This window comes from Nocardia sp. NPDC058176, assembly GCF_042883805.1.
In the GTDB taxonomy this organism is placed as follows: Bacteria; Actinomycetota; Actinomycetes; order Mycobacteriales; family Mycobacteriaceae; genus Nocardia.
In genome coordinates, this window is the sequence record NZ_JBHVVA010000013.1 from 39,908 (window position 1) to 53,669 (window position 13,762).

Sequence of the window (13,762 nt, forward strand, 5' to 3'; positions counted from 1 at the left end):
GGTGTGAACACCTCATCGAGCTGCCCGCCGGGGTGGGCGAGGGGTGGACATCGAGGGCCCGCCGCGGCACCGCGATGGCCATTCCACTCCCGCGGGCAGATTCGCTGGGGCCCTGCGCATCCCCTGGGCGAACGCTCGGCGATCGGGTAGCGTTTCCGGCAGGATCGACCGGTCGTCGGCCAGCACACGGCCGCGGTGCGGGCGTGAAGGGGGATGTCGCAAGTGTGCTCGGATCGGATCGCCGAGGTGGTCGCGCGCGAGCTCGCCGCCGACCCCGCTGTGGAGGAGCGGGTGGCCGAGTTCGTGTTGTCCGCGCTCACGGAAGTCGACAGTGATTCGGCCGCCATCGATTCCGGTGATACCGGGGTCTTCCTGCGGTCGATCACTGTGCAGGGCTTTCGTGGCATCGGCGCCGAGGCCACCCTGCGCCTGAACCCCGGACCTGGCCTGACGCTGGTGGTCGGGCGCAATGGCAGCGGCAAATCGAGCTTCGCCGAGGCCGCCGAATTCGCGCTGACCGGTGGAAACCGGCGCTGGGACGGCCGCTCGACCGCGTGGCGCGAGGGGTGGCGCAATCTGCACGAGCCCGAGCTCGCCAGTATCGAGGTGGAGCTGCTCACGACCGGCGCCGAGCCCGATCTCGCGATCTCCACCCGCTGGGACTCGCGGGCCGAGCTGACCGACGCGCGCTGGACCGAACGCCGTGGCACCGCGCCGCCGGTCCCGGTCGACGCGGCCGGTCGGCGCCAGCGGCTCGACCTGTACCGCCCGTTCCTGTCCTACAGCGAACTCGGCGCACTCGTCGACGGAAAGCCCAGCGACCTGTTCGACGCCCTGCACCGCCTGCTCGGTCTCGACGAGCTCGCGGGCGTCGCCGAGCAGATCCGGTTGCGCAAGCTGGAACTCGAACGCGCCGTGAAGGATTCGCGCCAGGACCGGCTCGACCTGCTGACCGCGCTCGCCGATGTCGACGACGATCGCGCTCGCCGTGTCGCCGAGCTGCTGCGCGCACCGGAACCGGACCTCGACGCCGTGGCCGCCGCGGTGGCGGGTTCGGTGGTCGGCGCCGACGGCCCCGAAGCCTTGCGTGCCGTCCTGCGCCTGACCCTGCCCGACGCCGCCGAAGTGGCCGCGGCGGCTCATCGGCTCACCGACGCGACCGCCGACCTCACCCGCCACGCCACGACCGACGCCGAGGCGGATTTACGCGTCCTCGAATTGCTCACCAGTGCAAGAGAACACGTCGCTCTCGCCGGCACCTGCGCGTGCCCGGTCTGCGGCCGCGGCGACCTCGACACCGACTGGCTCACCGCCGCCGACCTCGAAATCGCGCACCGCGGCGGTCGGCTCGCGGCATTGCGCGCCGCCCGAGCCGAGTTCGACGCGGCCCTCGCCGCCGCCCGCGCACTCCCCACCGCCGTGCCCGCCGAACTCGCGAGTGACCGGCACGGCCAGGCAGACCCCACCGCCCGGATCGCCGCTTCGCACCGTGCCGCCGGGTCGTCCGATTCGCTGACCGAGCGTCGGGAAACGGTTCGGGGGCTCTGGTCGGAGTGGGTGGCCTTGGCGGCCGTCGAGTTCGACGACACACTGCCGGACCGGATCTCTGCTGTCCATGCCGGGCTCAGCGCCGAACTGGCTGCACTGCAACGGGATACGCGGAGCGAACTGGAGCGGCTCGATGCGGTGTGGTCGCCGCTGGTGCCGCGGATTCTCGCCTGGCTCGACCCGGCGCGCGCCGTGGCGGCCGACGCCGACGAGCTGCGGGTGGTGCGCAAGGCGGCCGACTGGCTCAAGTCGGCGACGGCGACGATCCGGGGCGAGCGGATGCGGCCGTTGGAGGAGACCGCGCGGTGGGTGTGGAGCACGCTGCGGCAGCAGAGCAATGTGGAGCTCGGGGCGATCCGGCTGCAGGGGAACGCGGGGACGGCGCGGCGGGTGCTGCTCGATGTCACCGTCGACGAGGTGGACGGTGCCGCGCTCGGGGTGATGAGTCAGGGGGAGCTGCACGCGCTGGGGCTGTCGCTGTTCCTGCCGCGAGCCACGGTGGCGCACAGTCCGTTCCGGTTCGTGATGATCGACGATCCGGTGCAGGCGATGGATCCGGCGAAGGTCGACGGGCTGGCCAGGGTGCTCGCCGAGGTGGCCCGCTCGCGGCAGGTGGTGGTGTTCACCCACGACGAGCGCCTCGCCGAGGCGGTACGCCGCATGCAGCTCGACGCCACGGTGCTGGAGGTGCAGCGCCGCGATCGGTCCGTGGTGGAGGTGCGCGTCACCGGCGATCCGGTCCGCCGCTACCTCGACGACGCCCGCTCCCTGCTGCGCACCCCGCAGCTGCCGCCCGCCATCGCCGACGAACTGGTCGCCACCTGCTGTCGCTCGGCGATCGAGGCCGCCGGGCTGGCCAAGGCGCGCAGGCAGCTGCTCGCCCTCGGCCTCGACCACGCCGAGGTGGAACGCCGCGTCCGCAACGCCCACACCACCCGCGCCATGATCACCCTGGCCATCATGGGCACCGGCGCCCGCGTCGACGACCTCAACAAACACCTGAGCGCCGTCGGCGGCCGCTGGCTCGTCGGCGTCCTGCGCGACGCCACCGCGGGCGCCCACGTCCCGATCAACCGCCCCATGCGCGAATTGATCAGCGACACCGAACGATTCATCACCTGGCTGCGCGACCACGACCCGGCAGCGGTGCGACCGTGAGTCGTCGTGGTAGGACGGCGCGGGCGAAGTTCACGCCGCGGCCCACGGTGGCCGAGCGGCTGGAAGCGGCGGATCATTTGTTGTCCGGGGGAGTTTCGGACGCCGGTGGCGTGTGGTCGCGTGCGGTCGCGTGGATACTGCGGCTCGCGCTGGAGCAGGCGGTGGACGAGCTGTGGGCGCAGATCGCACCGGAGCTGATGCGCTGCCCGATGCGGGCCCAACTTTTGGCACTTCGCGTGTACGCCGGTCCCGAAACCGCGGGCCAGGTGGGCGCGCTGTGGGCCGCGCTGTCCCGTGCCGCCCACCACCTCGACTACGAGATGGCGCCCAGCGTCACCGACCTCCGCCGCTGGCGCGACCAGACCACCGACTTAGTCCGCGCGCTCGAACTCGCCCCCTTGGCACACCAGCCCTTCGGCTGACCACGCTGTCGATCCAGTCCCGCGACGAGGCAGGATGGGCGGATGGGTGATGTGAAGTTGTGTCCGTGTCGGCGGGGGGAGTCGTTCGAGGAGTGCTGTGGGCCGATTCTGGCGGGGGAGCGGGCGGCGGCGACGGCGGAGAGGTTGATGCGGTCGCGGTACACCGCCTATGTGGTGGGCGATACGGAGTATCTGCTGCGGTCGTGGCATCCGGAGACGCGCCCTGCGGACTTGGTGCTGGACTCGGCGCAGCGGTGGTTGTTTCTCGAGATCGTCGCGACCGAGCGGGGCGGGCTGTTCGACGACAGCGGAACTGTGGAGTTCATCGCGCACTACAAGCTCGACGGGGTGCGCGACGCGATGCATGAGGTGAGTACTTTCGCGCGGGTCGACGGGGCGTGGGTGTACGTCGACGGCACGTTCCGCGCCTGAGGTGGTGGATACTGCGGGGGTGCCCCGGATCGCGATCGAATACTGCACCCAATGCCGCTGGCTGTTGCGCGCGAGCTGGATGGCCCAGGAACTGCTGACCACCTTCGCCACCGAACTCGGCGAGGTGGCGCTGGTCCCCGGCCAGGGCGGGATCTTCCGGATCACCCTCGACGGCGAACAGCTCTGGGAACGCAAGGCCGACGGCGGCTTCCCGGAGATCACCGTCCTCAAGCAGCGCGTCCGCGACCGCATCGCCCCCGACCGCGACCTGGGCCACTCCGACAAACGCGATTGACCACCCATGGTCGGCGCCTCGCGACCGCCGCTCCGGTGACCGCCGCTCGGCGACGTCCGCAACCGCATCCCCCTCGGGCGCTGCTGCCTCGTCTACGGAGCATCGCGCCCGCTGAGCGAGCGCACCGCCGCTGACCCCGGGGTGCGCTGGTGTCAGCAGCGACCGCCCGCGTTTGCCGACCAGGGGTGCGCCGGCGTCAGCAGCAACCGCTCACGTTCGCCGACCAGGGGTGCGCCGGCGTCAGCAGCAACCGCTCACGTTCGCCGACCTGGAGCGCGCTGGCGTCAGCAGCAATCGCCCGGGTTAGTCGACCCCGGGGTGCGCTGGCGTCAGCAGCAATCGCCCGGGTTCGCTGACCTGGAGTGCGCCGGTGTCAGCAGCAACCGCCGCCACCGCAGCAACCGCCGCCGGCCGGGCGCGGGGCGGGGGCAGGTGTGGGCGCCGCACCCCGGCCGACCGTCGCGAAGGTGGTCAGCAGTTTGACGGTGTCGTCGTGGCCACCGGGGCAGGTGGCGGGGTCCGACGACTGGGCCATCGGCCGGTTGACCTCGAAAGTGTCACCACAGGAACGGCACCGGAAGCTGTAGTTCGGCATCGGCACAGTGTAGGCGCCGGGCTTGTGATCACGGTGCGCCGAAGGCTTCGCCACCGGCGACGGGCTCCGTAGCGTGTCGGTCAGCGGTGACGGGCGAGGTGAGCGCATGACGAACAACAGTGCGGGGGCGGTGTTGCGGGCGGTGCTCGACCTCGGTTCGGCGCCGCGCAGCGTCATCGCCAAACGGGCGGGGGTCTCGCCCGCGACGGTAACCTGGCAGAGCAAGGCGCTGCTGGACGCGGGACTGCTCGTCGAGCTGCCCGAGACGGCGGGACCGACCGGTGTCGGCCGTCCGCACAGTCCGATCGCGCTCGACAGCGCGGGCAATGTGGTGCTGGCCCTGCACATCGCCGCCGCGCACATCACTGTCGCCGCGGTCGACATCGCGGGCGTGATCCACCACAGCGAGAAGGTGCCCCACCGCACCCACGCGCCCTACGACATCCTCGACACCGCCGTCGAACGGATCATCGCGGTCGCGGCGACCGTGCCGCCCGAGGTGCGGATCCGTGGCCTCGGGGTGGCGGTCGGCGGGCGCGTCGACACCACCACCGGCTCGGTCGTCGACCACTCCTACCTGCGCTGGCGCGATGTCCCGGTCCGCGAATATCTGGCCGCCCGAACGGGATTGCCAACCAGCGTCGACAGCCACACCCGTGCCGTGGCGCACGTCGAGCAGCTCTACGGCCACCTGCGCGGCACCGCCAGTTCGATCGTGCTGTTCGTCGGCAATGTCATCGACGCGGCCATCGCGGTGCACGGCCGGGTGCACTACGGTCCACGCTCCGGCGCGGGTTCGATCGCCCGGCTGCTCGGCGCGACAGCGGGTCCGGCGCTCGACGAGTTCGGTGACCTCGCCCTGCTGAGCCGCGCTCGCGTCCACAGCAGGGTGACCACCATGACCGAACTGGACGCCGCCGCCGCGGCAGGCGGGCCGGAACGGGAGTTCTTCCTGGAACGCGCCACGGCGATGGGCGAGGTCGCCGCGGCGTTGATCGACCTGATCGACCCGGAGGCGGTGGTGCTGGTCGACCGTGCCCTCACCCCCGTGCCCGGCGTGCGCGAGGCCTACGCCGAGGCCGTGCGCGCTCACTCAACGATGGGCGCCGATCCCGCGGAAGTGGTGTTCGAGACCGCGTTTCCCGGCCAGGTGCTGGCCATGTCGGCCGCCGGTGTGGTGCTGCACGAATTGTTCAGCGAGCCGCTGACCTCGATCGCTGCGGACGCGGTTTGATTCGCCGTTATTTTAAGACAGTCGAATATTGACCGGAACGGCGGTCGAAAGCGACAGTTGTCGTTATGAACAAAATGCAGTCCGGCGTCGTCCGGAGCGCGTCGGACGCGCTGTGTTGTCGCGGTTCGAATTCACCGCGAAACACACCTTCGATCAGATCCGGAAAATCACCGTGCGTAAAAGTATTCGACGAATAGCACTGCTCGCCGCGGCGGCTTCGCTGCTGGCCGTTTCCTGCGCCACCGCCGACGGGGACGATGCCGCTCTCACCGCCGCCCTGCCCACCGAGGTGCCGCCCGGCGTTGCGCTCACCATCTCCGCCAACAATGCCAAGGTGGCGTTGACCGCTTCCGGTGAACTGGCGAAGTTGCCGTTCGCGGTGACCTCCTGGCCCGCCGTGCAGGCCGGTCCCGATGTCATCCAGGCCTTCCGCGGTGGCTCGCTCGACCTGGCCACCAACGCCGGTATCCCGCCGATCCACGCGCACGCCACCGGCTTCGACGCCAAGATCGTCGGCGTCAAATACCGCGAGTCACCCCACTACAAGCTGGCCACCGCACCCGGCACCGCGATCGACAGCCTCGATGACCTGCGGGGCAAGAAGATCGCCTTCTCGCCGGGACAGGCACAGGGTGTGGTGATCCTGCGGACGCTCAAGGACGCCGGAATCCGCACCGACGAGGTGGAACTGGTCGAGATCAACAGCCCGCAGTTCCTCACCGCCCTGCAGGCCAAGCAGATCGACGTGGCCCCGCTGGGTGAGCCCACCGTGACGAAGTATCTCGACAAGTACGCCGTCGAGGGCGCCAAAGCGCTGACCACTCCCGCCGTCGACGCGCTCAGCGTCCTGTGGGCGCCCACCTCCATCCTGCGCGATGATGCCAAAGCCGCCGCGGTCGCCGAATTCGTGAAATTCTGGGCGCGCGGCGAAGTGTGGGCCTGGGAACATCCCGAAGAATGGATCGATGCGTATTACGTCAAAGACCAGGAGGTTTCCGAGGCCGATGGGCGTCGCATTCTGACCTCGGTGGAAAAGCCGTATTTCCCGGATAATTGGGACGCCGCGATCACCTGGGAGCAGGAGACGATCGACCTGGTCACCGATGCCGGCTTCTTCGGTGACTCGTTCGACGCCGAGGAACTGTTCGACCGACGCTTCGAGAAGCTCGCGTCCGAAGCGGTGCCCGCCGAATACCGCACCAAGGGGGCACAGTGACCATCGCCCTGACCCGCGCGGCGATACCCGCCGCCCTCCCGCGCGACGACGGCTTCGTCGAACGCCGCGCCCTGCGCAGACTCGGCCTGCGCAAGGCCATCCCGGCCGCCCGCCTGCTCGGCGTGGTGCTGCTGCTGGCCGCCTGGGCCGCGGGCGCCGCGTCCGGACTGCTCGACCAGCGCAAACTGGCCGCGCCGTGGACCGTCGTGCAGACCGGCTGGGAACTGCTGGTCGACGGTCCGCTGTTGAACCACCTGGGTGTCTCGCTGCAGCGGGCGCTGCTCGGCCTGGTCATCGGTGTCGTCATCGGCACCGCGCTCGCGCTGGTCTCGGGCCTGTCGCGCCTCGGTGAGGCACTCGTCGACGGACCGGTGCAGCTCAAGCGCGCCATCCCGACGCTCGGCCTGATTCCGCTGATGATCCTGTGGCTGGGTATCGGCGAGCTGTTCAAGGTCGTGCTGATCACCCTCGGGGCGATCGTCACCATGTACATCCAGACCCACGCCTCGCTCACCACGATCGATCAGAAACTGGTGGAACTGTCGGAGGTGCAAGGGGTTTCGCGGGCCACCTTCATCCGCCGCGTGGTGATCCCCGGTTCGCTGCCCGGCTTCTTCCTGGGCCTGCGGCTCTCGGTCACCGGCGCCTGGCTGGCGCTGATCGTCGTCGAGTCGGTCAATGCCACCGACGGCCTGGGCAAGATGATGTCCAACGCGCAGAATTACGGACAGGCCGACGTGATCCTGGTCGGGCTCGCCGTCTACGGCATCTTCGGTCTGCTGTCGGATTCGGGAATCCGGCTGCTCGAGCGGAAGGTGCTGTCATGGCGACGCACGATCGCGGGCTAGTGAAATCCCAGGTCAGCGGTGTCACGGTCCGCGCGCTGACCCGCCGGTTCGGTGAGCGCACCGTGCTCGACGGGATCGACCTGACCATTCCGGACGGCCAGTTCGTCGCCCTGCTCGGGCGCAGCGGCTCGGGCAAGAGCACCCTGCTGCGGGCGCTGGCCGGGCTCGACTACGACGTGGCGGGCGAGGGCTCGTTGCGCGTGCCGACGAAAACCTCGGTGGTGTTCCAGGATTCGCGACTGCTGCCCTGGCAGCGGGTACTGGCCAACGTGCTCTACGGGCAGCCGCGGTCGCGCCGCGACGCCGGGGTGAAGGTGCTCTCCGAGGTCGGCTTGGCCGGTCGCGAGAACGCCTGGCCCGGTGAGCTCTCCGGTGGTGAGCAGCAACGGGTTTCGCTGGCGCGCTCGCTGGTCGGTGAGCCCGATCTGCTGCTCGCCGACGAACCCTTCGGCGCGCTCGACGCGCTCACCCGGATCAAGATGCACGCCCTGCTGCGCGATCTGATCCGCAGGCACCGGCCGACCGTCCTGCTCGTCACCCACGACGTCGACGAGGCCGTCGCGCTGGCCGACCGGGTGATCGTGCTCGACGAAGGACGTCTCACCGTGGACATCCCGGTCGACCTGCCCGGCGAACGCGATCCGAGTCTGCCCGCATTCCAGCACATCCGTCGCACACTGCTCACCGCGCTCGGCGTCGCCCCGGTCGCGGTCTGAAAGGTTACGAAGTGTCGAAACACCTGCACCTCAACGCATTCCTGATGTCGGTCGGCCATCATGAGGCCGCCTGGCGGCTGCCCGAGAGCGACCCGCACGCGCACACCGACATCAACTACTACGTGCGCCTGGCCCAGACCGCCGAGCGCGGCAAGCTCGATTCGATCTTCTTCGCCGACAGTCCGGTCCTGATGGGTGATCCGGGCCGCAGGCCGAGCGGCAAGCTCGAGCCGACGGTGATCCTGACCGCCGTCGCCGTGCAGACCAGCCGGATCGGCCTCATCGCCACCGCCTCGACCAGCTACAACGACCCCTACAACCTGGCCCGCCGCTTCGCCTCGGTGGACTGGGCGAGCAACGGCCGCGCGGGTTGGAACATCGTCACCACCGCGGGCGCCGACGCCGCGCGCAACTTCGGCCTCGACGACACCCCCGAGCACCGGCTGCGCTACGAGAAGGCCGCCGAATTCGTCGACGTGGCGACGAAACTGTGGGACAGCTGGGACGACGACGCCGTCCTGGCCGACAAGGAACTCGGCATCCACGCCGACGCGTCCAAGGTCCGCAAGATCCTGCACCGCGGCGAGCACTTCCGGGTGGACGGCCCGCTGAACCTGCCGCGCTCGCCCCAGGGGTATCCGCTGCTGGTGCAGGCCGGTTCCTCGGAGGACGGCAAGGATTTCGCCGCCCGCTACGCCGAGGCCGTGTTCACCGCGCAGCAGACCCTCGAGGACGCCAAGGCCTTCTACACCGATCTCAAGGCGCGCACGGTCGCCGCGGGCCGCGATCCCGAGACGATCAAGATCCTGCCCGGCATCGTCCCGATCATCGGCGACACCGAGGAGGAGGCCCGTGCCCTGGACGCCGAACTGGCCCGGCTGATCTCGCCCGAGTACGCGCGCAAGCAGCTCGCCGACCGCTTCAAACTGCCCATCGACGAACTCGACCTGGACAGCGAACTGCCCGAGGACCTGCCCACCGAGGACGAGATCGAGGGCGCCAAGAGCCGCTTCACCCTGATCGTGAACCTGGCCCGCCGCGAACGGCTCACCCTGCGCGAGCTCATCGCCCGCCTCGGCGGCGGCCGCGGACACCGCACCTTCGCCGGAACCGCGGTGCAGGTGGCCGACGCCATCGAGGACTGGTTCCGCCAGGGCGCGGCCGACGGCTTCAACATCATGCCCGCGGTGCTGCCCTCGGGCCTGGACCGCTTCGTCGACGAGGTGGTCCCGATCCTGCAGGAGCGCGGCCTGTTCCGCACCGAATACACCGAGACCACCCTGCGTGGTCACTACGGGCTCGCCCGGCCCGCCAACCAGTTCGACGAGGCGGACGCGCTCGTGGCCGCCCGATGAGATCGGACTGGATCCGCTACCTGACCCGCCGCTGTCTCGAGCACCGGCGGCTGGTGATCATCAGTTACGCCGGTGCGCTCGCGGCCGCGTTGCTCACCGCGACGCTGCCACTGGTGGTGCGGCACGTGGTCGACACCCTCAGCGCCACGGCGGCGTCGGTGATGCCGTGGGTGGCGCTGCTGCTCGTGCTCGGCGTGGCCCGGTTCGGGGCGTCCTTCGCGCGCCGAGTCGCGTCCTCGGAGCTCTCGCTCGGGGTGCAGCACGATCTGCGCCGGGACCTGTTCGCCGCGCTGCTGCGGCTCAACGGGCGTGAGCAGGCGCAGTTGCGGACCGGGCAGGTGGTGAGCCGGGCCATCACCGATGTCACGCTGATCCAGATGTTCCTGCAGCTCATCCCGATGATCGCGGGCAATGTGGCGCTGCTGGTGGCGGTGCTGGCATTGATGACGGTGATGTCGCCGACGCTGACCCTGATCGCGTTGCTCGTGCTGCCCGGCCTGTGGATCGTCACCCGGCGCAGCCAGCGTCAGCTGTTCCCGGCGAACTGGGACGCGCAGGCGCGCGCCGCCGAGGTGGCGATGCAGGTCGAGGCCGCGGTGGCGGGTGTGCGGGTGGTGAAGGGGTTCGGGCAGGAACGCTACGAGCTCGACCAGCTGAGTGACAGCGCGCGCGTGCTGTACCGATCGCGGTTGCGGGTCGCCCGGATCACCAGCCGGTTCACCCCGCTCGTGCAGGCCGTGCCCGCGGCGGGGCAGGCGCTGATCCTGATCGTCGGCGGGTTGCTCGCGCTGAGCCAATCGCTCACGCTCGGCACGTTTCTCGCGTTCATGACGTATCTGAGCGCCTTCGTCGGGCCCGTGCGCCAGTTCTCGATGCTGCTCACGGTGAGTCAGCAGGGCAAGGCGTCGCTGGACCGGGTGCGCGAGGTGATCGAGGCGCCGGACGCCGAGGAGCGGGGTGCCGAAGTGCTTGTGACCCGGGAGTCCGCGTCGGGGGCCGACCGCGGAACCGAAGTCGCCGAGCCGCCGTCGATCGAATTCGAGGCGGTCAGTTTCGGTTTCGACGCCACGCCGATTCTCGACCGGCTCGATCTGCGGATCGACTCCGGCGAGACCGTCGCCATTGCGGGCGGGGCGGGCAGCGGGAAGACGATCCTGGTGTCGTTGCTGCCCGCGCTGCTCGAACCCGACTCGGGCACTGTGCGATTCGGCGGCATCGACCTGCGTGAGCTGCCTGATCCGCGGTCCCAGGTGGCGATGGTCTTCGAGGACACCCACCTCATGGCCGACTCGATCCGGGCCAATGTCGCCTACGGCAGGCCCGAGGCCACCGACGAACAGGTCTGGCACGCGCTGTACCTGGCTGCCGCCGACGAGTTCGTCACCGCCCTGCCGCAGGGTATCGACACCACAATCGGCGAACGCGGCCAACGCCTTTCGGGCGGGCAGCGCCAGCGCATCGCCCTGGCCCGTGCCCTGCTCACGGACGCGCCCATCCTGGTGCTCGACGATGCCACCTCGGCCATCGACGCCCAGGTGGAGGAACTGATCTACCAGCGCATCGGCGCGGAGCTGACCAAGCGCACCACCATCGTTGTCGCGCACCGGCTCTCGACGCTGGCACTGGCCGACCGGGTGGCCGTGCTCGACGGCGGCCGGGTCGCCGAACTGGGCACCCTGCGCGAACTGCAGCACTCCGGTGAGCTGTTCCGCGCGCTTTTCACGCCGCCGGAAGTGGTCGGTATCGGCGCCGACCCGCACCACGACACCGCGCGCGAGGCCACCGAGGAACTGTGGGTGGCGCCGGAGGTCGACGAAAGCGACGACCGCACCATGGAACACCTGGCCAAGGCGTTCGCACGCCGCTCGGCCGGTGCGCCCGCCGGTGGTGGCGGTGGCGCGGGCGGCGGCATGATGGCGAGCGCGCCGCCCAGCGGTGACGTCATGGCCCTGCTCGACCGCCTGCCCCCGGTCTCGGGTGAACCCGAGGTCGACAAGTCCTTCTCGCACACCCCCGACACCGCGTTCTCGCTGCCCCGGCTGCTGCGCCCGTTCACCTGGCCGCTGCTGGCCGGGCTCGGCCTGGTCGGCCTCGACGCCATCGCCCAGGTGCTGATCCCGTTCCTGGTGCGCTACGGCATCGACCACGGCGTGCTCGACGGCGCGCGCGATGTGGTGATCGGCGCGGCCGCGCTGGCGATCGTGGTCGTGGTGGTGGACTGGGCGATCAGCGTCGCCCAGGTGCGCGTCACCGGGCGGGCGGGGGAGCGGCTGCTCTACGGGCTGCGCATCAAGACCTTCGCCCACCTGCAACGACTCGGCCTGCAGTACTACGAGCGCGAACTCGGCGGCCGGATCATGACCAGGATGACCACCGATATCGACGGTCTGTCGGCCTTCCTGCAGACCGGGCTGGCCACCGCGCTCACCAGCACCGTCACCATCGCGGGCGTGGTCACCGCGCTGCTGGTGATCGATGCCGGGCTGGCCGTGGTGGTGCTGGCGCTGCTGCCGATTCTCGCCGTGGCCACCGTCGCCTTCCGCCGCGCGTCGGTGCCCGCCTACAACCTGGCCAGGGAACGGGTCAGCGCGGTCAACGCCTATCTGCAGGAGAACGTCGACAACATCACCGTCACCCAGGCGTTCCGCCGGGAAGCGGTGAACCAGACCGAGTTCGAGCGCCGCTCCTGGGCCTATCGCAACGCGCGGCTGCGCTCGCAGGTGCTGATGGCGGTGTTCTTCCCGTGCATCGAACTGATGTCGGTGATCGCCACCGCCTCGGTGCTCGCGGTCGGCGTGCACCAGGTGCGTGACGACCTGCTCACCGCGGGCACGCTGATCGCGTTTCTGCTCTACATCGAGTTGCTGTTCGCCCCGATCCAGCAGCTCTCGCAGGTCTTCGACAGCTACCAGCAGGCGGTCGTCGGCGTCGACCGGATCAGCGAGTTGCTGCGCACCCCCGTCGACACTCCCGAGGCCGACGACCCGCTGCCGGTCACCGGACTCGACGGCGCGATCGAATTGCGTTCGGTGAGTTTCGGTTACGCGTCGCGGACCAAGACGGTGCTCGACGGGCTGGACCTGCGCATCGAACCCGGCCAGAAGGTCGCCCTGGTCGGGGAGACCGGTGCCGGCAAGTCCACGCTGGTCAAGCTGCTCGCCCGGTACTACGACCCGACCGAGGGCACGGTCCTCGTCGACGGGGTCGACATCCGCCGATACCGGTTGCGCGACTACCGCAAGCGGCTCGGCGTCGTCCCGCAGGAACCGTTCCTGTTCGGCGAGACCGTGCGCGAGGCCATCGCCTACGGCAAACCCGAGGCCGAACCCGCCGAGATCGAATGGGCGGCGCGGGCCGTGGGCGCGCACGAGATGATCGCCGCGCTCGAACACGGGTACTACCAGTCGATCGGCGCGCACGGCCGCAACCTCTCGGCCGGACAGCGGCAGTTGCTCGCGCTGGCCCGGGCGCAGCTGATCGACCCGGACATCCTCATCCTGGACGAGGCGACGGCCTCGCTGGATCTGGCCACCGAGGCGCGGGTGCGCGCCGCGGTCGACGTGCTGACCTCGGGCCGCACCACCATCGTGGTGGCACACCGGCTCGCCACCGCCGCCGACGCGGATCTGATCGCGGTGGTCGGTGACGGGAAACTGGTGCAGGTCGGCACCCACACCGAACTGCTGGCCATCGAGGGCGCGTACCGACGGCTGTGGGCGGCCTACGTCGGCGACGAGTCACAGCGCATTTCCAGCTAACCGACGCGGGGGCGGTGGCCACTCGAACGTGGAGCTTCGAGTGGCCACCGACAGCCGGGTTCTGGCCCGTCGCGGGGCCGCGCGCACGTGGCCGAATCCACATCGTGACCGCCCCGCGACGCGCCGAGGAGGGCCTTCACTCCTGTACCCGGGAGTAACCGTTACCTGCGGGAATGGTGCGTTGG

The 13,762-nt window shown here is 70.1% G+C and carries 11 protein-coding genes; 10 read left to right on the plus strand and 1 reads right to left on the minus strand.

Going from position 1 to position 13,762, the window contains the following annotated elements; genetic code table 11:
- Positions 1-222 precede the first annotated feature (222 nt).
- Genes ACFVVM_RS33695 through ACFVVM_RS33710 form a run of 4 tightly spaced genes read left to right on the plus strand, consistent with a single transcriptional unit; the run spans position 223 to position 3,855 of the window.
- A complete protein-coding gene (locus tag ACFVVM_RS33695) occupies positions 223-2,706 on the plus strand; it encodes an AAA family ATPase (RefSeq protein WP_387626618.1) in 2,484 nt (827 codons plus the stop codon).
- Positions 2,703-3,128, plus strand: coding sequence for a hypothetical protein (locus tag ACFVVM_RS33700; RefSeq protein WP_387626620.1), 426 nt, complete (start codon positions 2,703-2,705; stop codon positions 3,126-3,128). The genes ACFVVM_RS33695 and ACFVVM_RS33700 overlap by 4 nt, the downstream gene beginning before the upstream one ends.
- A 42-nt stretch (positions 3,129-3,170) precedes the next feature.
- Complete coding sequence (locus ACFVVM_RS33705) at positions 3,171-3,560, plus strand: YchJ family protein (RefSeq protein ID WP_387626622.1); 390 nt, start codon at positions 3,171-3,173, stop codon at positions 3,558-3,560.
- Between the two features lie 19 nt (positions 3,561-3,579).
- A complete protein-coding gene (locus tag ACFVVM_RS33710) occupies positions 3,580-3,855 on the plus strand; it encodes a SelT/SelW/SelH family protein (RefSeq protein ID WP_387626624.1) in 276 nt (91 codons plus the stop codon).
- A gap of 373 nt (positions 3,856-4,228) precedes the next feature.
- Here the strand turns inward: ACFVVM_RS33710 and ACFVVM_RS33715 are convergent, their stop codons facing one another.
- Entirely contained in the window at positions 4,229-4,450 is a 222-nt protein-coding gene (locus ACFVVM_RS33715) for a zinc ribbon domain-containing protein (RefSeq protein WP_387626626.1), read from the minus strand.
- A 106-nt stretch (positions 4,451-4,556) separates the two neighbouring features.
- Here ACFVVM_RS33715 and ACFVVM_RS33720 point away from each other — a divergent pair, with 106 nt between their 5' ends.
- The 6 genes from ACFVVM_RS33720 (at position 4,557) to ACFVVM_RS33745 (ending at position 13,577) form a co-directional block, all read left to right on the plus strand.
- Positions 4,557-5,684: an ROK family protein gene (locus ACFVVM_RS33720; RefSeq protein WP_387626628.1), complete on the plus strand. Its 1,128-nt coding sequence runs from the start codon at positions 4,557-4,559 to the stop codon at positions 5,682-5,684.
- Positions 5,685-5,796: 112 nt separating this feature from the next.
- Positions 5,797-6,900, plus strand: a complete 1,104-nt coding sequence (locus tag ACFVVM_RS33725) for an ABC transporter substrate-binding protein (RefSeq protein ID WP_387626630.1) — start codon at positions 5,797-5,799, stop codon at positions 6,898-6,900.
- Complete coding sequence (locus ACFVVM_RS33730) at positions 6,897-7,748, plus strand: ABC transporter permease (protein WP_387626632.1); 852 nt, start codon at positions 6,897-6,899, stop codon at positions 7,746-7,748. The genes ACFVVM_RS33725 and ACFVVM_RS33730 overlap by 4 nt, the downstream gene beginning before the upstream one ends.
- Entirely contained in the window at positions 7,724-8,464 is a 741-nt protein-coding gene (locus tag ACFVVM_RS33735; protein WP_387626634.1) for an ABC transporter ATP-binding protein, read from the plus strand. The genes ACFVVM_RS33730 and ACFVVM_RS33735 overlap by 25 nt, the downstream gene beginning before the upstream one ends.
- Before the next feature lie 11 nt (positions 8,465-8,475).
- Positions 8,476-9,819 (plus strand): LLM class flavin-dependent oxidoreductase, encoded by a 1,344-nt coding sequence (locus ACFVVM_RS33740; RefSeq protein WP_387626636.1) that lies wholly within the window; start codon positions 8,476-8,478, stop codon positions 9,817-9,819.
- Entirely contained in the window at positions 9,816-13,577 is a 3,762-nt protein-coding gene (locus ACFVVM_RS33745; RefSeq protein WP_387626638.1) for an ABC transporter ATP-binding protein, read from the plus strand. The genes ACFVVM_RS33740 and ACFVVM_RS33745 overlap by 4 nt, the downstream gene beginning before the upstream one ends.
- The last annotated feature ends 185 nt before the right edge of the window (positions 13,578-13,762 follow it).

Coding starts and splice junctions, on each gene's coding strand:
- ACFVVM_RS33705 (WP_387626622.1), top strand. CDS start 3,171: ATGGGTGATGTGAAGTTGTGTCCGTGTCGGCGGGGGGAGTCGTTCGAG.
- ACFVVM_RS33715 (WP_387626626.1), bottom strand. CDS start 4,450: ATGCCGAACTACAGCTTCCGGTGCCGTTCCTGTGGTGACACTTTCGAG.
- ACFVVM_RS33720 (WP_387626628.1), top strand. CDS start 4,557: ATGACGAACAACAGTGCGGGGGCGGTGTTGCGGGCGGTGCTCGACCTC.
- ACFVVM_RS33735 (WP_387626634.1), top strand. CDS start 7,724: ATGGCGACGCACGATCGCGGGCTAGTGAAATCCCAGGTCAGCGGTGTC.
- ACFVVM_RS33745 (WP_387626638.1), top strand. CDS start 9,816: ATGAGATCGGACTGGATCCGCTACCTGACCCGCCGCTGTCTCGAGCAC.